Consider the following 19,994-nt stretch of genomic DNA (forward strand, 5'->3'; position numbering starts at 1 on the left):
TCAGATCACCCCGCTCGACTTGAGCAGCCGCAGTTCCTCGTCGCCGAGGCCCAGCTCGCCGACGTAGACCTCCTCGTTGTGCTCGCCGAGCAGCGGTGAACTGGTCACCTGCACCGGGGAGTCCGAGAGCTTCAGCGGGCTGCCGACGGTCACGAACTCGCCCCGCTCGGGGTGGGGCACGGTGACGACCATCTCGTTGGCGACCAGGGAGTCGTCCTCGATGATCTCCTTCGTGGACAGGATCGGCCCGCACGGGATGTTGTGGGCGTTCAGCCGCTCCAGCACCTCCCACTTGGGCAGGGTGGACGACCACTCCTCGATCAGCTGGAACATCTTGTTCAGCTTCGGCAGCCGGGCCCGCGGGGTCGCCCACTCGGGGTCGTCGGCCAGCTCGGGCCGGCCGATCAGCTCGCTGAGCGGCTGCCAGCCGACCGGCTGGACGATGACGTACACGTAGTCGTTGGGGCCGCCCGGCGCGCACTTGACCGCCCACCCCGGCTGCCCGCCGCCGGACGCGTTCCCGGACCTGGGAACCTCGTCGCCGAAGTCCTCGTTGGGATATTCGGCGAGTGGACCATGGCTCAGGCGCTGCTGGTCGCGCAGCTTCACCCGGCAGAGGTTGAGCACCGCGTGCTGCATGGCCACGTTCACCCGCTGGCCACGTCCGGTGTGCTCCCGCTGGTAGAGGGCGGCGAGGATGCCCGCCACGACGTGGACGCCCGTGCCCGAGTCCCCGATCTGGGCCCCCGTCGCCAGCGGCGGCCCGTCCTCGAAACCGGTGGTGGACATCGATCCGCCCATGGCCTGCGCGACGACCTCGTACGCCTTGAACGCGGTGTACGGGCCCTCGCCGAACCCCTTGATGGAGGCATAGACGATCCGTGGATTGATCTCCTTGATGCGGTCCCAGGTGAAGCCCATCCGGTCCACCGCGCCCGGTCCGAAGTTCTCGACCATGACGTCCGAGCGCCGGATCAGCTCGGTGAGGATCTCCTTGCCGCGCTCGGACTTGGTGTTCAGGGTGATGCTCCGCTTGTTGCAGTTGAGCATCGTGAAGTAGAGGGAGTCGACGTCCGGCAGATCGCGCAGCTGCCCGCGCGTGATGTCGCCGTGCGGCGCCTCCAGCTTCACGACGTCCGCCCCGAGCCAGGCGAGCAGTTGGGTCGCCGAGGGCCCGGACTGCACATGCGTCATGTCCAGGACGCGGATGCCCTCAAGAGCTTTCGCGTTCATGGGCGTTCACCTCACTTGTACATCGTCTGGTTCATGGTTCCGGGGGCGTACGCGTCCGGGTCCACCCAGACGTTGATCAGGGACGGCTTGCCGGACTCGCGGGCCCGGCGCAGCGCGGGGCCGATGTCGACGGGGTCGCGGACCTCCTCGCCGTGGCCGCCCAGCATCCGGGCGAACTCGTCGTAGGGCACGTCGCCGAGCGTGTTGCCGACCCGCTCCCGTTCCTTGCCGTACTTGACGGCCTGGCCGTAGCGGATCTGGTTCATCGAGGAGTTGTTACCGACGATGCCGACGAAGGGGAGGTCGTAGCGCACCAGGGTCTCGAAGTCCCAGCCGGTGAGCGAGAAGGCGCCGTCGCCGAAGAGGGCGACGACCTCCTTGTCGGGCCGCGCCTGCTTGGCGGCGAGCACGAAGGGGACGCCGACGCCGAGCGTGCCGAGCGGTCCCGGGTCCATCCAGTGGCCGGGTGACTTGGGCTGCACGACCTGACCGGAGAAGGTGACGATGTCGCCGCCGTCGCCGATGTAGATCGAGTCCTCGGTGAGGAAGTCGTTGATCTCGCTGACCAGCCGGTACGGGTGGATGGGGGAGGCGTCCGACCTGAGCTGCGGCAGCCGCTTGTCCAGCGCCGTCCGTTCGGCCGCGCGCAGCTCGTCCAGCCACTCCTTGCGCTTCGCCGCGCCCCCGTTGATCCGTCCGGACGCCGCCTCGGTCACCGACTTCAGCACCAGCCCCGCGTCGCCGACGATGCCGAGGTCGATGTCGCGGTTCTTGCCGACGGTGCGGTAGTCGAGGTCGATCTGCACGACGGTCGCGTCGGGGGAGAGCCGCTTGCCGTAGCCCATGCGGAAGTCGAAGGGCGTGCCGACGATCACGATCACGTCGGCGTTGGAGAAGGCGTAGCGGCGGGACAGCTGGAAGTGGTGCGGGTCGCCCGGCGGCAGGGTGCCGCGTCCGGCGCCGTTCATGTACGCCGGGACGTTCAGCGTGCGGACCAGCTCGACGGCGGCCTCGGTCGCGCGCGTCGTCCACACCTGGCTGCCGAGCAGGACGGCCGGCTTCTCGGCGTGCACCAGCAGGTCGGCGAGCCTCTCGACGGCCTCCGGGTCCCCGGCCGACCGGGTGGAGGCGCGGTAGCCCCCGGCCCGCGGCACCCGCGCCCTCTCCGCCGGCACCTTGGCGTCCAGCACGTCGCGCGGGATCTCCAGGAAGGACGGACCCGGCGCGCCGTGGTAGCACTCACGGAACGCCATCGACACCATGTCGGCGGCGCGCGCGGTGTCCGGCACGGTCGCCGCGAACTTGGTGATCGGCGTCATCATGTCGACGTGCGGCAGGTCCTGGAGGGACCCCATCTTGTGCTGGGTGTGCGCGCCCTGACCGCCGATCAGCAGCATGGGCGACTCGGCGCGGAAGGCGTTGGCGACCCCGGTGACGGCGTCGGTGGTGCCCGGTCCCGCGGTGACCACCGCGCAGCCGGGCTTGCCGGTGATACGGGCGTACCCGTCGGCGGCGTGCGCGGCGACCTGCTCGTGGCGTACGTCGACGACCTCGATGCCCTCGTCGACGCAGCCGTCGTAGATGTCGATGATGTGGCCGCCGCACAGCGTGTAGATGCGGTCGACCCCCTCGGCCTTGAGTGCCTTGGCAACGAGGTGGCCGCCGGAGATGACGTCCTGGGTGTCGTCGGGCATGGCGAAGTCCTGTCCCTTCACGAGGGGTTGGGGCGCTCTCGCGGTACATTGCATACAGTCGACGAATACTGTATGAAGCTTGTTATCCCGCATCCGGTGGGTGGTGTCCAGGGGGCGTGCGGCACTTTCAGTCAGGAGCCGAGATGGACCTGTACGAACACCAGGCAAGGGAACTCTTCAAGGAACACGGGATCGTGGTCCCGAGGGCCGAGGTCACCGACTCGCCCGAACGGGCCCGGGAGATCGCCCGCGCACTCGGCGGACGCGCCGTCGTCAAGGCGCAGGTGAAGACCGGCGGCCGCGGCAAGGCCGGCGGAGTGCGGCTCGCCGCCGACCCCGCCGAGGCCGAGGAGGCGGCGCGGCACATCCTCGGCATGGACATCAAGGGACACCCGGTCGACACCGTCATGCTGGCCGAACCCTGCGACATCGAGCGGGAGTTCTACGTCTCCTACGTCCTCGACCGGGCGTCCGGGGGCTTCCTCGCCATCGCCTCCGCGGAGGGCGGCATGGAGATCGAGGAGGTCGCCGCCCGGCGGCCCGAGGCCGTGGCGCGCATCCCCGTCGACCCCGCCACGGGCGTGCACACGGCCACCGCGGTACGCATCGCCGATGCCGCGGGCCTGCCCCCGCAGACCGTCGACACGCTGGTGCGGCTGTGGAAGGTACTGGTCCGCGAGGACGCCCTCCTCGTCGAGGTCAACCCGTTGGTCAGGACGGCCGAGGGCCGGATCGTGGCCCTCGACGGCAAGGTCACCCTCGACGACAACGCCCGCTTCCGCCAGTCCCGTTGGGGCGAGGAGAAGCAGGGCGCCGCCGACTCCCTGGAAGCCCGTGCCGGAGCCAAGGGCCTCAACTACGTCAAGCTGGACGGCGAGGTGGGCGTCATCGGCAACGGCGCCGGGCTGGTCATGTCGACACTCGACGTGGTCGCCGGCTGCGGCGCCCGCCCCGCCAACTTCCTCGACATCGGCGGGGGCGCCTCCGCCCGGGTCATGGCCGACGGGCTGTCGGTCGTCCTCTCCGACCCCGACGTGAACTCCGTCCTCGTCAACGTCTTCGGCGGCATCACCGCCTGCGACGCGGTCGCCGACGGCATCGTCCGCGCCCTCGACGAGGTCCGGCCGACCAAACCGCTCGTCGTACGCCTCGACGGCAACAACGCCGCGCGGGGCCGGGCCCTGCTCGACGCACGCGCGCATCCCCTGGTCGAACAGGCCACCACCATGGACGGCGCCGCCCGCCGTGCCGCCCGACTCGCCACCGCGGCGTCCACCGCCGGATAAGGAGACAGGACGACATGGCGATCTACCTCACCAAGGAGAGCAAGGTCCTCGTCCAGGGCATGACCGGAGCCGAGGGCATGAAGCACACCCGCCGCATGCTGGCCGCGGGCACCGACGTCGTCGGCGGCGTCAACCCGCGCAAGGCGGGCCGCACCGTGGACTTCGACCACCGCACCGTCCCGGTCTTCGGGTCGGTCCGGGAGGGCATCGAACGCACGGGTGCCGACGTCACGGTCGTCTTCGTGCCGCCCGCCTTCACCAAGGCCGCGGTCGTGGAAGCCGCCGACGCCGGAATCGGCCTCGCGGTCGTCATCACCGAGGGCATCCCCGTGCACGACTCCGTCGCCCTCACCGCCCACGCCCGGGCCAAGGGCACCCGCGTCATCGGTCCCAACTGCCCCGGCCTGATCACCCCCGGCCAGTCCAACGCGGGCATCATCCCGCCCGACATCACCAAACCCGGCCGTATCGGCCTGGTCTCCAAGTCGGGCACGCTCACCTACCAACTCATGTACGAACTGCGCGACATCGGCTTCTCCACCTGCGTCGGCATCGGCGGCGACCCGGTCGTCGGCACCAGTCACATCGACTGCCTCACCGCCTTCGAGGACGATCCCGACACCGAACTGATCATCCTCATCGGAGAGATCGGCGGCGACGCGGAGGAACGCGCGGCGTCCCACATCCGCGCGCACGTCACCAAGCCCGTCGTCGCCTACATCGCCGGTTTCACCGCACCCGAGGGCCGGACGATGGGCCACGCCGGCGCCATCGTCTCCGGCTCCTCGGGCACGGCGCGGGCGAAGCAGGAGGCGCTGGAGGCGGTCGGCGTACGGGTCGGGAGCACGCCGACCGAGACGGCACGGCACGTCCTCGAGGCACTCGACGTACTCGACGGTGCCGCACAGGACGACGGAGCCCGCGCGTGACGGCGGCCGGCACTCCGGACACCGAGCCCCTCACCCTGAAGTCCGGCACCTCCTGGGCCGACTCCTGGCGCCGCTGCCGCACCCTCGCCCCCGAGGCGTTCCGCGACGACCGCGTCCTCAACCTCTGGGCCGCCGGCTGGCGGGCGGACGGCCGGGTCCTGCCCGCCACCAGCCCGGTCGACGGCACCCCGATCGCCGGCCCGCCCCGGCTCGACGCCGCCACGGCCCACCGCGCCGTACGCGCCTCGCTCGACCGGCACCGGGCCTGGCGCCACGTCCCCCTGCCCGAGCGCCGCGCCCGCGTCGCGGCCACCCTCGACGCCCTCGCCCAGCACCGCGACCTGCTCGCGCTGCTGCTGGTCTGGGAGATCGGCAAGCCCTGGCGGTCGGCGCGGGCCGACGTCGACCGGGCCGTCGACGGCGTGCGCTGGTACCTCGACGGCATCGAGGACATGCTCGACGGGCGCGCTCCGCTGGACGGCCCGGTGTCCAACATCGCCAGCTGGAACTACCCGATGAGCGTCCTCGTCCACGCCCTGCTGGTCCAGGCCCTGGCGGGCAACGCGGTCATCGCCAAGACCCCGACCGACGGCGGAGTCGCCTGCCTGACCCTGGCCTGCGCACTCGCCGCCCGCGAAGGACTTCCCGTCACCCTCCTCAGCGGCGGCGGCCGAGAGCTGTCGCAGGCACTGGTCCGGGCGCCCGAGATCGGCTGTGTCTCCTTCGTCGGCGGCCGGGACACCGGCGCGGACGTCGCCACCGCCGTCGCCGACCTCGGCAAGCGGCACATCCTCGAACAGGAAGGACTCAACACCTGGGGCATCTGGAACTTCACGGACTGGGACGCGCTCGCCCGGGTCGTCCCGAAGCTCTTCGACTACGGCAAGCAACGCTGCACCGCCTACCCGCGCTTCGTCGTCCAGCGGCAGCAGTTCGACGCGTTCCTCGCGGCGTACCTCCCGGCCGTCCGCACACTCCGCGTCGGCCACCCGCTCGCCGTGCCCGCACCGGACGACCCGTACCCGGCGCTGGACTTCGGCCCGGTGATCAACGCGGCGAAGGCCAAGGAGCTGCACGACCAGGTCGCCGAGGCCGTCGACCGGGGAGCCGTCCCGCTGCACCGCGGCAGCGCGGCCGCTGCCCGGTTCCTGCCCGGCCAGGACACCTCCGCCTACGTCCAGCCGGTCACCCTGCTCAACCCGCCCCGATCCTCGCCGCTGCACCACGCGGAACCCTTCGGCCCGGTCGACACCATCGTCCTGGTCGACACCGAGGCCGAGCTGCTCGCCGCGATGAACGCCTCCAACGGCGCCCTGGTGGCCACGCTGTCCACGGACGACCCGGCGACGTACGACAGGCTGGCGCCGCAGATCCGCGCGTTCAAGGTCGGCCACGGCGTGCCGCGCTCGCGCGGGGACCGCGACGAGCTGTTCGGCGGACACGGGGCGTCCTGGCGCGGCGCCTTCGTGGGCGGTGAGCTGCTGGTGCGCGCCGTGACCCGCGGGCCGGCGGGGGAGCGGCTGCCGGGGAACTTCCCGGACCACCACCTCATGCCGTAAGGGGTGTCGGCCTCATGCGGTCAGGGGTGTCGGCGGTCTCCGCCGGGCACCCCGGGTCAGCCGATGCCCTGCCGGTCCGGCCGCAGGGCGAAGGCCCGGTCCGCCGCGGTCGGCGCGGTCCGCTCGACGGCCTGCCGCAGCAGCTCACGGTGGCGCAGCAGCGGTGCGCGCCGCTCCGGCGGCACGAGCAGCAGCAGGTCGTCGAGACCGGCCACCAGACGCCGGGTGACCTGCGGCGACCCGGTGGCGCAGGCACGGACCTCGGCGAAGCCGAGGTCCACCAGCTCCGCCCAGCCGGGTACGGGCTGCACCAGCCGGAGGGCGCCGCGGCGGTCCCGGTGCAGGGCGGCGTCCAGCGGCCGCCGGGACAGCGTGGCCAGGATCTGCACGACCCGGTCCAGCGCCTGCACGGCGGTCGTCGGATCGTTGACCGCGGGCGACAGGGCACGCAGCCCGATGTCGGACAGCTGGCGCAGCCCGAACGCCAGGTCCTGGTGGAAGGTGCGCTCCACCCCGACGGAGAGGGCGTAGCGCAGCGCCCGGCGCGGCGGAGCCGCCCCGCCGTGCACCGCCAGGACCGGTGTGCCCGGCACCAGGAAGTCGCCGATCCGCGGGACCAGCCGCAGCACCACCCCGTGCCCCCGGGCCACCCGCACCAGCCGGGCGATGTGCACGTCGCGCAGTACGCCGCCCTGCCCGTCGTGGGCGATCCACGCCGTCACGGGCCCGAGCCCGGGCGCCTCGCCGCCGTCCGCCGGCACCGGCATCAGCGCCGCCACCCGGAAGGACTCGGCGGCGATGCGGGCGATCACATGGCTGACCCGCATCAGGCGCAGGGTGGCGTTCACGTACATCACGAAGAGCAGCAGGCTCAACGCGACCATGGCCAGGGTGAGCACCGACTGCACCAGCGGGACGGACGTGGCGGTGCGGGGATCGGCATTGCTGTCGTAGCTGGTCAGGACGAGCAGCGTCAGGACGAAGGTGGCGAGGAAGACGGCGAAGGTCGCCTTGGTGATCCGGCTGCGGACGAAGAGCCGCACCACCCGCGGGGTGAACTGCCCGCTCGCCATCTGCACGGCGACCAGGGAGATGCTGAACACCACACCGATGAAGGTCATCATCGCCGAGCCGACCGCCGACACCACCGTCTTCGCGTCGTCCGCGAAGCGCAGCAGTTCGGCGAGCGTGTCGTAGTCGCCGTCGTCCTGCAGTGAACGGACGAGGGCCGCGTCGAGCTCCTGGGCCACCAGCCAGACCACGAACACACCCGCCATCGCCGCGGTGGGCGCGAACCAGAACGTGTCCCGCAGATGCTCCCTGAGCGGCGACAACGCCCGCGGCCGACGGCGCGGGAGCGGGCCCTGCGTAACCATCCAGTCACTCATGGTGCGACCCTAGGCGCAGCGGAGCCGCCGGTCCCGGACCGCCGCTCAGGGGGAGAGCGGGGGAAGGAAACGCAGGTGAAAGGCACCGCGAAACCTTGGTATGGTTGTCCATGTCGCCGCGGGGGAGCTCCTCCGCACCGCGACAGACACCTGGTCCGGGTGGCGGAATGGCAGACGCGCTAGCTTGAGGTGCTAGTGCCCTTTATCGGGCGTGGGGGTTCAAGTCCCCCCTCGGACACAAGATCGAGCAGAGCACGATGCCGGTCGGGAGAGATCCCGGCCGGCATTTCGCGTTTCCGGACGAAAAACCCGGTGCGGCGCCGGACCCGGCCTCCCTACACTCACCACGACACACCGGGATCGTGACCGAGCGAGGGGAGCAGGGCCGTGCGCATCCGCACCGCTGCCGTCGTCTCCCCGTCCCGCTACGAGGTGATCCTGGTGTCTTCGGCCGTCCGGTGCCCGCTGCGCGGCCGGCACCGGATGCCCGCGACGCACTTCTGACGGCCGACGCCCCTCGCCGGGAGCGTCCGGCGCGTGCGTCCGGGGAGATCGCGCTGCCCTTCTCCGGTTCCTCCGAAAGGCTTCGGGCCATGCGCACCAACCCGCTCACCACCGTCCGCAACCTGGGCATCCTCGCCCACGTCGACGCCGGGAAGACCACCGTCACCGAGCGGATCCTCTACCTCACCGGTACCACCCACAAGCGCGGCGAGGTCCACGACGGCACCACCGTCACCGACTTCGACCCGCAGGAACGCGACCGCGGCATCACCATCTTCGCCGCGGCCGTCAGCTGCTCCTGGGCGGGCCACCGGATCAACCTCATCGACACCCCGGGGCACATCGACTTCGCCGACGAGGTCGAACGCTCCCTGCGCGTGCTGGACGGCGCGGTCGCCGTCTTCGACGCGGTCGCGGGCGTCGAACCGCAGAGCGAGTCCGTGTGGCGGCAGGCCGACCGGCACGGCGTACCCAGGATCGCGTTCGTCAACAAGATGGACCGGGCGGGCGCCGACCTGGACACCGCCGTCGCCTCGATCCGCGAACGGCTGCACCCCGTACCCCTGGTGGTGCAGCTGCCCATCGGCACGGAGGACGGCTTCACCGGCGTCGTCGACCTGCCGCGCATGCGCGCCCTCGTATGGGCCGACGGCGCGGACACGGCCGAGGAGGGTCCGGTGCCCGGGACGCTGCGCGAGGAGGCCGCCCGCAGGCGGCGGCTGCTGGAGGAGGCGGTCGCCGAACGCCACCCGGGCGCGCTGGAGGAGTTCTGCGACCGGGAGACGCTCACCGCGGCCACCCTCACCGGCGCCCTGCGCGACCTGACGCGCACGGGCGACGGCGTGGTCGTGCTGTGCGGCTCCGCCTACCGCAACCGCGGCATCGAACCGCTGCTGGACGCCGTGGTGGCGTACCTGCCCTCGCCGCTGGACGTGCCCCCGGTGCGCGGCACCCACGACGGCACGGAGAAGGAACGGCCCGCCGACCCGGCGGCGCCGATGGCGGCACTGGCGTTCAAGGTGAACGCCACCCCGACGGGACGGCTGACGTACCTGAGGGTGTACTCGGGCACGATCGGGAAGGGAGACACCGTGTGGGACGCGGGCACGCGCCGCACCGAGCGCATCGGCCGCATCCTGCGGGTACGGGCCGACCGGCACGACCCGCTGGAGCGCGCGGTCGCCGGGGACATCGTCGCCGTGGTCGGCCTGAAGACGGCCCGCGCCGGCTCGACCCTGTGCGCACCGGGCGCCCCACTGCTCCTGGAACCCCCCGGCGTGGCCGAACCGGTCGTGCACGTGGCCGTGGAGGCCCGGCGTTCCACCGACACCGACCGGCTGGCCGCCGCGCTCGCCCGGCTGACCGAGGAGGACCCCTCACTGGCCGTACGGACCGACCCGGAGACCGGGCAGACCGTGCTGTCCGGCATGGGCGAACTGCACCTGGAGGTCGCGGTGGAGCGCGTCCGGCGCGAGCACGGGCTGGAGGCCACGGTCGGCCGCCCCGGCGTGGCGTACCGCGAGACCGTCGGCGAAGGCGTCACCGGCTTCGTCCACCGGCACGTCAAACAGGACGGCGGCGCCGGGCAGTTCGCGCACATCGTGCTCGACGTGGAGCCCTGGGAGGAGGACGCGGACGAGGACGGTGCGGGCGGCGGCTTCGTGTTCCGTTCGACGGTCGTCGGCGGACGTGTGCCGCAGGAGTACGTCCGGGCGGTCGAGGCGGGCTGCCGGGACGCCCTCGCCGAGGGTCCGCTGGGCGGCCACCCGGTGACCGGCCTCAGGGTCACCCTCACCGACGGCCAGACGCATGTGAAGGACTCCTCGGACACGGCCTTCCGCACCGCCGGCCGGTTCGGTCTCCGCGACGCCCTGCGCGCCTCCGGGACGGTCCTGCTCGAACCGGTCGTGGAGGTCACGGTCACCGTGCCCGAGGACGGTGTCGGCGGCGTGCTCGGCGACCTCGCCGCGCGCCGCGGCCGGGTCACCGGCTCCGACACCCGGGGCGGCGCTGCGGTGGTCACGGCCACGGTCCCGCTGGCCGAACTGTTCGGCTACGCGACCCGGCTGCGCAGCCGCACCCAGGGCCGGGGCACCTTCACCGCCCGGCCGACCGGCTACGCGCCCGCACCGGCGGCGGTCGCACGGTAGGCGTGCCGGGCGGCCCCGCCCACCCGGGCCGCCGCGCAGCACTCGGCCCCGCCGGACCGAAGTCCGGCGGGGCCGAAGGAACCTGCCGCTGATCGGCCAAGGCGTCACCGGGTGGTCCCCGGGCGCTCAGGTCGTACGGCGGCAGCCGCTACCGCGCCGCGTACCCGAAGTAGTTGCCGTTGGCGGGGAGTCCGCCCTGACCCGGCTGGTACGTGGTCGCGGGGCGGCTCGTACCGCCCGGCACGACGTTCGGGAAGGGCAGGACGTGCAGGGCTCCGGTGGCGGCGGGCCCATAGGGCATACCGGCGTAGAGGTTCCGCGGGGTGAAGTGGATGCTCGTGCCCAGCTTCTCGCCCGCGCCCGGGGTCCCCGGGACACCGTCGCCGTCGCCGGCCTCGATCCACAGGTCGTTGGCGCCTGCCGAGCCCATCAGCGAGAAGGTGTGGATGGCGCCGGCGTCGGCAGCACCCGCGAGGTCCTCGCCGGGGACGCCCACGGCGACCTTCAGGGTGTCGGCCGAGCCGACCTCCCGCGGAGCGGTGTTGACCGCGCTGAGCGACGCGCCCACGGAGTCGCCCGCCTCGATCGTGCCGGAGCGGTCGTCGGTGCTGGAGCCCTGGTTGAGCGCGTGCAGGTAGTCCCAGGTGCCGTCGGCCGCGATGTGCACGAGCATGACGTTGCCCGCGCCCGCCTGCTGCGCGGCACCGGTCTCGGCCGCCAGGGCCTCGCCGGGCGAGCCGATCGCGAGGATCGAGTCGGTGGCCGTGGCCGCACCGGACGGGCGGTAGGCGACCAGCGCGAGGGCCTGACCGAACTTGTCACCGGCCTCGGCGCCGCCGCTGATCTTCTCGTTGTCCTGGTCCATGCCCGTGACCACGGTGGGCCGTCCGTCGGCGTCCAGCTTGTGGCTGAGCACGGTCAGGTTGCCCGCGTTCGCGTCGCTGCCGATGGCGTCATTGGGAGCGCCGATGGCGATGAAGTTGGAGTCGCCCGCGACGGACGTGCCGAAGGCGTCGTTCGCCTCGGCCGCACCGGGGACGTTCGAAGAGTCCTGGTTGATGCTGATGCTGGTGTCGCCGTGCACGTAGAAGGCACCGCCCGCCTTGGTGAGCGAGCCGAGCGCCTCGCCCGGCGCGCCGACCAGGATCCACGGCTCGCCCGCGGCGGTGGTGCCCGCGGCGAGGGAGGCGCCCATCCGATCGCCGCTCTCCGGCGCGGCGCTGCCGATGGAACCGTTGCCGGAGCCCTGTTCGAAGTGGCGGGACGCCGGGCCGCTGCCGAGGCCGTTCTTGCCCCCGAACAGGATGTCGAAGAAGCCGGCGTCGACCGCGCTGCCGACGTTCTCCTCGGACGCGGTGACGACGAGGTCGGTGTAGCCGTCCTCGTTGTAGTCGACGGTCGCGAGGTGGTTGCCGAAGTGGTCCCCGGCCTCGGCGCCGCCGGTCACCCAGTCGAGGTCCTGGGTGATCTCCGCGGTGCCCTTGCCGCCGCCGTGGACGACACGGACGAGACCCGCGGTGGTGTCACCGCCGACCGTGGCCATCGGGTCGCCGACGGCGATGTCCTCGACGGCGTCGCCGTTGAAGTCGACGATGCGGGTGGCGCCGGCCTTCTCGGCCACCCAGGAGGCGAGGTCGTCGACGCGCGCGATGACGCCCGCGGTGGAGGTCTGGGTCTCGTCGACGCCGAGGCAGCCGCCCTGGAAGGACTGGCTGTTGAGGCCGACGAGCTTGCCGCCGGAGACGACCGGGCCGCCGGTGTCGCCCATGCAGGCGGCCGCGCCGTCCTTGCCGGTGACGCCCGCGGAGGTGGCCGCCGTGGAGTCGACGGTGTAGGTGCCGGTGTGCAGCTCGAGCGGCGCCCAGACGGTGTCCGTACGCCCGTATCCGGCGAACGTCAGCTCCGCGCCGGCCGTGGGCGCGGTGGTGGCGAGCTGAGCCGGGGTCACGTTGGTGACGGGCCGGTTGAGGCGGGCCAGGACCACATCGCGGTCGGTGCGCGGCACGATCTCGACGACGCGGCGCTCGGCGCCCTGGGTGCCGGAGAGGTCGGAGCGGCCGATGACGGCGGTGGTCGCCTTGGCGGGGGCGCCGGCCGGGACGGCGAGCGAGGCGGCCGGGTCCTCGGCGAAGCAGCTGGCGGCGGTGAGCAGCCATTCGGCGTCGACGAGCACCGCGGAGCAGCCGCGGTCGTGGGCGCCGACGGTGATCTGCGCGGTGTAGGCGTGGGTGGTGTCCGAATCGGCGACCGGGGTGCCGCCGGTGACGGCGACGGCGGCCGCCGTGCTCAGCGCCAGCGATCCGGCGACCAGGGCCGCGCCGAGCACGGCCGGCCGGGAACGTCTGATGGAAGACATACGAGTGGATTCCTCAATCACAGGGGGACGCCGGTTAGTTGCTGACGCGGATCTCGACCAGGACGTGCTCGCGGCCGTCGACGGACTCGCCGACGCCCTTCCACGTGTCCGCGGGGATGTCGTACTCCACCTGGTCGCCCTCGGCGGTCATCTCCAGGTGGGTGTTGGTGGAGTCGTCCGTCTTCACCCCGTGCACCGCGGGCAGTTCGAGGGTCAGGTAGCCCTCGTCGGCGGTGACCTCGAAGCAGACGTCCTCGTGGTCGCGCGCGAGGAACTGCAGGAGGTTGCCCCCGCCGGCGCAGTCGGCCAGCACGATGTGGCCGTCGCCGCGCTTGAGGACGATGTTCTGCTCGGCCAGGATCTTGTCGGCGTTCGGGTAGTTGTAGTCCTCGACGGCGTAACCGGGCGCGGCCTCGGCGACGGCCTCGGTGGCGGAACCGGCGGCGGTGCCCGCGCCACCCTGGGCGAGCACGGCCCATGCCAGGGCGCCGGCGGTGGCCGCCGCGCCCAGCACGCGCACGAATGAGCTGCGTGTCTTCATCACAGTCCTAGAAAGTCGACGGAATTTGGGTTGAAGCGCCTTGTCGAAGGGCGCACTTGACCCGGTTGCCCCATTCCTGAAAAGAACAGGAACCGGGCAACCGGTGAGAATGTGAGGCCGCTCAGCTCTTCTTGTTGAGCTTTTGTGTGACCGGTCCGTCCGGATCGGACTGGAAGTACAGCGTGTCCTGATCGTCTACGTAGAGCTGGATTCCGCCGAGCTTGCCGAGCCCGCCGTCCTCGATGCCCAGGTAGACGAAATCGTCCGAGTCACCCGGATCCTCGTAGTCCCAGCTGCCGCTGAAGTCGGCCGGATCCGAGCCGTCGCTCGTCGTCACGCGGGTGGCCGAGAACGTGCCGTCCTTCGAGAGCTCGATCTGCCCGCCCTCGTCATTGCGGTACACGCCGGGCAGCTTCCCCGGGTCGACCGGACCCGAGCACCCCGACACGAGCACCGCGGACGCGGCGAGCACGGCGAAGAGCCACCGCCCGCTCGCCCTTCTACGCATCACGGGCCGAGCGTGACGTTGAACTCGATCACCTGGGTCTTGGGCGACAGCGGCCCCTCGTCGCCGACGACCTTGTCGACGAAGGCGCCCACGGTGTCGCTCCACCAGTCCGTGTACCCGATGACCGGAGGGTGCGTCGCCGACTCGATGTCCGACTCGTTGTACGCGGTGTAGCGCCAGGTGACCGATCCGTCCGCGTTCTCCCGGATGGGAGTCATACGGACCTGATGCGAGCCCAGGAACGTGTACGCGAGGTTGCCGGTGAGTCCGCCCGTGGTGAGCGTCCCGTAGTCCGTCATGTACTTGCCGGCGCCGTCGAAGCCGCTGAGCATGTAGTCGTTCATGTAGGTGTGACCCAGCTCGTACTTCCCGGTCCGCTGCCACTCGTTGAGGAAGTAGGCGAGAACCCCCTGCGTGTGCGAGTGCTCACGGTAGAGGCGGGTGAACTCGTCGTCCGGGCCGAAGCACTGCGAGGTGGGACCCGAGCCGGTGAGCCAGCTCCAGCCCAGCTCCCACGGGTTGGTGTTGTTGCGGTGCTCGATCGGGTCGCCGAACGGCGTCAGGCAGCTCTCGGCGCCGTCGGGCAGCCCGGTCTCGCCGTCGATCGGCACCTTCGAGTTGTCGAGCGCGTCCTGGATGGCCTGCCGGATCGCGGCCTGGATGACCAGGATCCGCGCCTCGGTGGCGGCGGCGGCCGCCTCGGCGAAGGACTTGCCCGCCGCGAGCTTCGCCTGGCGTGCGACGGTCGCGGAACGCTGGGCGTCCAGGGCGTAGGACGCGGCGGTCTCGGCGGAGCGCACCGCCCGGTTCGCCGCGTCCCGCGCCACGCTGCTCGCCCTGCGGGCCACGGCGGCCGCGTTCGCCGCGGTCTGCGCGGACCGGGCGGCGGCGGCAGCGGAGTTCTCCGCGTCCTCCGCGTTCTGGCGGGCCTCCTCGGCGGAGGCCTTGGCGTCGGCCGCCCAGCCCTTGGCCTTGCCGGCCCACTCGGTGGCCTCCTCGGCGGCCTGCCGGGCGAGGGCCGCGGCCTCGGAGGCACGCGCCGCGTCCTCGAGCGCGTCCTGCGCGGTCTTCGCCGCCCGTGCGATCGCCGCACGGATCGCGCTGATGTGCGTGGCGTGGTCGTGGTCGATGCGCGCGAACTCGTGCTGCGTCGTGCCGATGAACTGGCGCAGCATGTGCGTGTCGCCCTCGAGGGCGACCTTCGCCGCGGCCTGGACGTACGGGCCGCCGGAGACCAGGAGCGTGGTGGCCGCCACCTTGTCGTCCTCGTGGACGGCCGCGGCGCGCTTCACGTGCAGGAACGTGTGCAGCGCCTCGGCGGAGCCGTCCGTCAGGGCGGCCTCGGCGGCACGCCGTACGGCGGTACCGGTGGAGTCGTCCGCGAGGAGCGTGGTGACCTCGACCTCGTTGTCGTCCCTGGCCGCCTCGACCGCGCCCTTCTCCAGGAAGGTCCTGATGGCGGCGGGGTCCTCGGTCCGCAGCGCCGCCGTGGCGGCCTCGGCCACGTTCTGCGTGGAGATCGCGGCGGTGGCCGCGGTGTTCTCCGCGTTGTCCTGCTGCAGCGCGATGACCCGGTCGGCCTCGATCCAGCGCAGCACGTCCTCGTCGGAGCCGGCCAGCGCGAACTCGGCGGCCTCGCGGGTCCACGTGCCGGACCGGTCGAGGAGCAGGACGGCGGCCTGCCGGCCCTTGTCCACGGCCTCCCCGGTGCGGCCGTCGGCGAACGCCGCCTCCATCGCGGTGATCAGCGCGACGAGTTCCTCGGACAGCCGCGCCTCCTGGGTGCGCTCGCGGTTGGCGCGCTCCAGACGGTCGGTCTCCTCGCGCCGCTGCTGCTTGGCGACCTCGATCGCTTCCTCGGTCTCCTCGTTCAGCCGGGCGATCTCGGCCTCACGGGCCTCCTTCTCGACCTCCCGGGCCTCGGTGACCGCGTCGTACGCCGTGTTCGCGGCTTCCACGGCGGCGTTGGCGGCGGCGGTGGAGCGGTTGGCGTAGTCCACGGCCTTGCCGGCGTTCCGGGCCGCTTCCTCGGCGGCGTCGGCCGCCTTCTCCGCATGGTCGGCCGCGCTGTCGGCGGCGGCGGACGCGGACCGGGCGGCGGCGGCCGACCTGCGGGACAGGGTGGAGGCCCGGCTCGCGGCGGCCGTGGCCCGGCCCGCGGCGGCCTCCGCGATGGCGGCCTGGCGCTGCGCCTCGGCGGCCTGGGACTGCGCGGCACCGGAGGCCGCGGCGGCGTCGGCGGAAGCGCGCGCGGCGGCGGCCGAGTTGACCGCGGCACCCGCGGCGGCGTTGCCCGCGGCCTCGGCCGCGTCGGAGGCGAGGGCCGCGAGCTTGGCCTTCGCGGCCACGGTGCGCACCCAGTCGACCATGACCCGCGCGGCCTTCGCCGCCTGGTTGGCGGCCTCCGCCATGTTCGCGTTCTTGGAGGCGCTGATCGCGGCGTGGTACGCACGCGAGGCGGCGCGCCCCGCGGCCGCGGCGGCTGCCGCGGCGGCGTTCGCGGCGGACACCGAACGCCGGGCCGCGGCCTGCGCGGTGCGCGAGGCGGACACCGCGGTCGATGCGGCGGCCGCGGCACCCTGGGCGGCCCGCGCCGCCTTGTTGGCGGCCCTGGCCGAGCGCTGCACGTCCTGCTCGGCGGCCTGGGCCTCGGCCTTCGCCTCCAGCGCGGCGGCCTTGGCCTTCGCGGCGGCCTGCACCGCCTGCTCGGACAGCTCGACCGCTTCGTCGGTCTTGAGCTCGGCGCGCCGGCCCTCCGACTCCACGATCTTGACGAGCTGCTGGATCTCCGCCGACTCCTCGTCCCGCGCCCGGGCGATGTACTGCCCGGTCGTCAGGAACCACTGGATCGCGCGCGGCGATCCGTCGTCGAGCGCCCGCTCCGCGTACTCCCGCACCTGCGGCGAGGCGGTCACGAGGATGGAGGTCACCTCGACGCGCTGGTCCTCGTCGTGCGCCTGGTACTGCCCGCTGCTGAGGAAGTCCCGCAGGGCGAAGTCCGTACCGGTCGCGAGTGCCTCGGAGGACTCGCGCTTCACGGCCTTGCCGCCGTGTGCGTTGACGGTGGTCACGGCCACCCGGAGGTCCTCGTGCACCGCCGACTCGAAGCCGCCCTGCAGATAGGCGGCGACCGCCGCGTCCCCGCCGGACAGCGCCTGTCCGATCCCGGTACGCGTCGCCTTGCCCGCGCTGACCAGGGCCTCGGTGAGGGTGAACCGATTGTCCTCGGCCGTGGCCGCCGGCAGCCGCTCGCCGAGGAACGTGGCCACGGTGTCCGCGTTGCCCACGAGCGCCGCCGCCGCGGCCGTGCGCACCGCGCGGCCGCCGGTCCGGTACGCCTGTACGACCTTGCCGCGGTCGGTGTCGGGCAGCCCCGTACCCCCGTCGGGCTCCGCCGTGTCCGCCGCGTACGCGGGGCCGGACCCGAACAGCCCCAGGGGCACCGCGGTACCTGCCGCGATTCCGCCGAAAATAGCCAGTGACTGACGTCTGCTGAATACCCGTGGTGATGGTGACACCAAGACTCCCTTCTCGGACAACACGAGGGGAAATCTCGCCGCTCCCCCTGCGGTTCAAGTGCTCTATCGAAGCGGGGGATTGACTACCCGTCCAATGCAGAAAACGGGCAGAAATTGGGTAATCCGCGAGCGTGCGCCGTGATGTGTGTCACGACCCGAAAGGGTTGTAGCGATCTTGGTAACGAATTGATGGAGACCGAATTGGCTTGCCGCCCCGTACCACGACGTCGGCCTTCAAGGCCACAACCGGGTCTTGAAGGCCGACGTCGGGTTCACCTCAGGGGTACTGCACCACCTTCGACGGCACGGTGTCCGTCCCCGACGTGGGCGAGCCCGTGTCGTTGATGACGCACTCGTACTGCCCGTTTCCGCCGAGCGACACCACGAGCAGCCCGTGGAAGCGCACCCCGGAACGGTTCGGCGCGGCGAAGCCGTGGTGCTGCACGATGGACGGGTTCACGTTGTAGTAGCAGTAGCTGCCCAGGCCCCAGCCCTCGTGCTCGGTGACGTCGTCGCCGACCTTGTAGGCGGCGTAGCCCTTGACCGAGCCGTTCTGGATCGCGGCCTGGTCCGGGGCGTCGTACGCCTTCTCGTTCTGGAAGAAGACGGTGCGGCCCCGCTCGCCGTTCCACTGCACGTCGTACTTGTTGAAGTGCTCCACGAACAGGCCGGTGATCAGCACGTCGTCGCCGTTGACCACCACGCCGTAGTCGGCGCGGTTGGTCTCCCAGCCGACGCCGTCGCCGTGGTCGGCGCGCCACACCCAGGTGTGGTCGACGATGGTGTGCCGGCTGTTGACGACCAGGCTCGTGGTCGCCTTGCCGGGGCCCGCGCCGCCGATCCGGACGAACACGTCCTGCACGGTGGTCGGGTTGGCCGAGTGGTCCGCGGACGCCCCCTCGGGCCCGACCTCCAGCAGGGTCGCGGAGTTCACCGGACCGGCGTCCACGAGGAACCCGGCCAGGCGGACGCCGTCCACGTCGGCGACCTTCAGCGCGGTGACGCCGTTGTCGGGGATGAGTGTGGCGTAGCCGAGGCCGAGGACGACCGTGCCCGCTCGGTTCACGTCCACGGTCCGGTCGAGGTGGTAGATCCCCGGCGTGAGCAGCAGGTGCAGGCCCTCCTCCAGGGCCTGGTTCAGGGTGGCCGCCGGGTCGTCGGGCTTGGCCACGTAGAACTGGGTCAACGGCAGGGAGGTGCCGCGCGGGGTGCCGTTGCCCCAGGAGACGCCGCGGGCGTCGGTGCGCTTCTCCGGCAGGAAGACGCGGTACTCGTCGCCGTCGAGGTACAGGAACGGCTTCTCCCGGGAGACGGGCGTCGTCTCCAGCGTCGTGTACGGCGGTTCGGGGAAGCTCTGCGCGGGCGCGCCCTCCACGCCGGAGAACACCATGTTCCACACGGCGTTGAGCCAGCCGCCGACCGAGCTGTCCCGGGTGTACCACTGCTGCTGGGAGTACGGGCCGACCGTGCCGTCGATCCGGCTGTCGGCGATGTAGCCGCCGCTGGCCCAGCCGTAGCCGTCGGGGGCGAGGTTGAGGCCGCCGCGCACGTGCATGCGCCGGAAGGGCGCCGCCTGCGAGACCGCCCAGCGGTTGGTGCCGCTGACCGGGACCAGTGCGAGGTTCTCCGCCGAACGCCAGAAGTTCTGTGTGGCGTTGCCGTCGAACCAGCCGGCGTCGACCGTGACGTCGCCGTTGATGGTGGTGTCGTCGGGGGAGAGGCCGAGGCCCGCGATCGCGGTGTAGAAGCCGAGTTGGGCGTTGAGACCGCTGTAGGTGCCGGGCTTGAACAGCAGCGCGTAACGGCCGGTGCCGAACTGGGCGGACTCCTGCTGCTTGAAGATCTCGTCCAGTCTGCCCTGGATGTTCGCCGTGGACGGGTCGAAGACGATCACGTTCGGCCCGAGGTCGCCACCGCCGGGCAACGCGCGGGGGCTGCCCGCGGCGCCGGTGGTGACGGGGGCCGCGGAGGCGGATCCGGCGCCCGCCAGCGAGGCCAGCACGGGCGCCGCCGCGGCCGCTCCGAGGAGGCTGCGGCGGCGCACCCCGGAGGGCTCGGGCGTGGGGGAGGGCGTGGGGGAAGAGGGCATGCGGGCGGCTCTCCTTGTTCGGGAAGTGAACGAAGTGGGGGTGGGGGAGCGCTCTCTGGGTGTGCATGCTTCATCCGTCCGCGACGGGACGTCAAGAGTTGCGACCGTTTCTTGTGTGCTGTGTTCAACAAGTAGGGGCACAGGACGTGTTGGTCCGAACCGCGGTTCCTTCTGCCGCATCCCTTGACACCCTCCCCCCGAGCCCTCAACACTCCGAGTCGGGAGAGCGCTCTCCGAGA

The 19,994-nt window shown here is 72.1% G+C and carries 12 protein-coding genes and 1 tRNA gene; 5 read left to right on the plus strand and 8 right to left on the minus strand.

Annotated features, from left to right (window positions below; translation table 11 throughout):
- The gene (gene frc / locus ACZ7MF_RS09045) at nt 1-1,233 is read right to left on the minus strand and encodes a formyl-CoA transferase (RefSeq protein ID WP_471475435.1); all 1,233 of its coding nucleotides are present in this window, start codon (nt 1,231-1,233) and stop codon (nt 1-3) included.
- Nucleotides 1,234-1,244: 11 nt separating this feature from the next.
- Nucleotides 1,245-2,927, minus strand: a complete 1,683-nt coding sequence (locus ACZ7MF_RS09050) for a thiamine pyrophosphate-binding protein (RefSeq protein WP_471475437.1) — start codon at nt 2,925-2,927, stop codon at nt 1,245-1,247.
- A gap of 143 nt (nt 2,928-3,070) precedes the next feature.
- Here ACZ7MF_RS09050 and sucC point away from each other — a divergent pair, with 143 nt between their 5' ends.
- From sucC to ACZ7MF_RS09065, 3 genes are read left to right on the plus strand one after another with little or no spacing between them, the layout of a single operon-like run.
- Nucleotides 3,071-4,213: an ADP-forming succinate--CoA ligase subunit beta gene (gene sucC, locus ACZ7MF_RS09055; protein WP_471475438.1), complete on the plus strand. Its 1,143-nt coding sequence runs from the start codon at nt 3,071-3,073 to the stop codon at nt 4,211-4,213.
- 14 nt (nt 4,214-4,227) lie between these two features.
- A complete protein-coding gene (gene sucD / locus ACZ7MF_RS09060; RefSeq protein ID WP_471475439.1) occupies nt 4,228-5,142 on the plus strand; it encodes a succinate--CoA ligase subunit alpha in 915 nt (304 codons plus the stop codon).
- Nucleotides 5,139-6,701 carry an aldehyde dehydrogenase family protein gene (locus ACZ7MF_RS09065; protein WP_471475441.1) on the plus strand — a complete coding sequence of 521 codons (1,563 nt, stop codon included), beginning with the start codon at nt 5,139-5,141 and terminating at the stop codon, nt 6,699-6,701. The genes sucD and ACZ7MF_RS09065 overlap by 4 nt, the downstream gene beginning before the upstream one ends.
- A 56-nt stretch (nt 6,702-6,757) precedes the next feature.
- Here ACZ7MF_RS09065 and ACZ7MF_RS09070 read toward each other — a convergent pair whose 3' ends face one another.
- Complete coding sequence (locus tag ACZ7MF_RS09070) at nt 6,758-8,089, minus strand: DUF2254 domain-containing protein (protein ID WP_471475442.1); 1,332 nt, start codon at nt 8,087-8,089, stop codon at nt 6,758-6,760.
- Nucleotides 8,090-8,242: 153 nt separating this feature from the next.
- Between ACZ7MF_RS09070 and ACZ7MF_RS09075 the strand changes: the two genes are divergently transcribed.
- Nucleotides 8,243-8,327, plus strand: a tRNA-Leu gene (locus ACZ7MF_RS09075).
- 355 nt (nt 8,328-8,682) lie between these two features.
- Complete coding sequence (gene fusA, locus ACZ7MF_RS09080; RefSeq protein ID WP_471475444.1) at nt 8,683-10,743, plus strand: elongation factor G; 2,061 nt, start codon at nt 8,683-8,685, stop codon at nt 10,741-10,743.
- Nucleotides 10,744-10,891: 148 nt separating this feature from the next.
- On the opposite strand, the gene ACZ7MF_RS09085 is transcribed toward fusA, so the two are convergent.
- From ACZ7MF_RS09085 to ACZ7MF_RS09105, 5 genes are all read right to left on the minus strand, one after another.
- Nucleotides 10,892-13,099, minus strand: a complete 2,208-nt coding sequence (locus tag ACZ7MF_RS09085) for a S1 family peptidase (RefSeq protein WP_471475445.1) — start codon at nt 13,097-13,099, stop codon at nt 10,892-10,894.
- 34 nt (nt 13,100-13,133) lie between these two features.
- Nucleotides 13,134-13,640 (minus strand): hypothetical protein, encoded by a 507-nt coding sequence (locus tag ACZ7MF_RS09090; RefSeq protein WP_471475447.1) that lies wholly within the window; start codon nt 13,638-13,640, stop codon nt 13,134-13,136.
- 121 nt (nt 13,641-13,761) lie between these two features.
- Nucleotides 13,762-14,148, minus strand: coding sequence for a hypothetical protein (locus tag ACZ7MF_RS09095; protein WP_471477200.1), 387 nt, complete (start codon nt 14,146-14,148; stop codon nt 13,762-13,764).
- Nucleotides 14,148-17,591 (minus strand): ALF repeat-containing protein, encoded by a 3,444-nt coding sequence (locus tag ACZ7MF_RS09100; protein ID WP_471475448.1) that lies wholly within the window; start codon nt 17,589-17,591, stop codon nt 14,148-14,150. The genes ACZ7MF_RS09095 and ACZ7MF_RS09100 overlap by 1 nt, the downstream gene beginning before the upstream one ends.
- 352 nt (nt 17,592-17,943) lie before the next feature.
- A complete protein-coding gene (locus tag ACZ7MF_RS09105; protein ID WP_471475449.1) occupies nt 17,944-19,755 on the minus strand; it encodes a coagulation factor 5/8 type domain-containing protein in 1,812 nt (603 codons plus the stop codon).
- Between the last annotated feature and the right edge of the window lie 239 nt (nt 19,756-19,994).

The sequence above is a fragment of the Streptomyces sp. NPDC111628 genome, from assembly GCF_055635195.1.

What these genes read in the sequence shown, in the direction of transcription:
- ACZ7MF_RS09070 (WP_471475442.1), bottom strand. Translation starts at nt 8,089, where the DNA reads ATGAGTGACTGGATGGTTACGCAGGGCCCGCTCCCGCGCCGTCGGCCG.
- sucC (WP_471475438.1), top strand. Translation starts at nt 3,071, where the DNA reads ATGGACCTGTACGAACACCAGGCAAGGGAACTCTTCAAGGAACACGGG.
- ACZ7MF_RS09105 (WP_471475449.1), bottom strand. Translation starts at nt 19,755, where the DNA reads ATGCCCTCTTCCCCCACGCCCTCCCCCACGCCCGAGCCCTCCGGGGTG.
- sucD (WP_471475439.1), top strand. Translation starts at nt 4,228, where the DNA reads ATGGCGATCTACCTCACCAAGGAGAGCAAGGTCCTCGTCCAGGGCATG.
- ACZ7MF_RS09095 (WP_471477200.1), bottom strand. Translation starts at nt 14,148, where the DNA reads ATGCGTAGAAGGGCGAGCGGGCGGTGGCTCTTCGCCGTGCTCGCCGCG.
- ACZ7MF_RS09090 (WP_471475447.1), bottom strand. Translation starts at nt 13,640, where the DNA reads ATGAAGACACGCAGCTCATTCGTGCGCGTGCTGGGCGCGGCGGCCACC.
- fusA (WP_471475444.1), top strand. Translation starts at nt 8,683, where the DNA reads ATGCGCACCAACCCGCTCACCACCGTCCGCAACCTGGGCATCCTCGCC.
- ACZ7MF_RS09050 (WP_471475437.1), bottom strand. Translation starts at nt 2,927, where the DNA reads ATGCCCGACGACACCCAGGACGTCATCTCCGGCGGCCACCTCGTTGCC.
- frc (WP_471475435.1), bottom strand. Translation starts at nt 1,233, where the DNA reads ATGAACGCGAAAGCTCTTGAGGGCATCCGCGTCCTGGACATGACGCAT.
- ACZ7MF_RS09085 (WP_471475445.1), bottom strand. Translation starts at nt 13,099, where the DNA reads ATGTCTTCCATCAGACGTTCCCGGCCGGCCGTGCTCGGCGCGGCCCTG.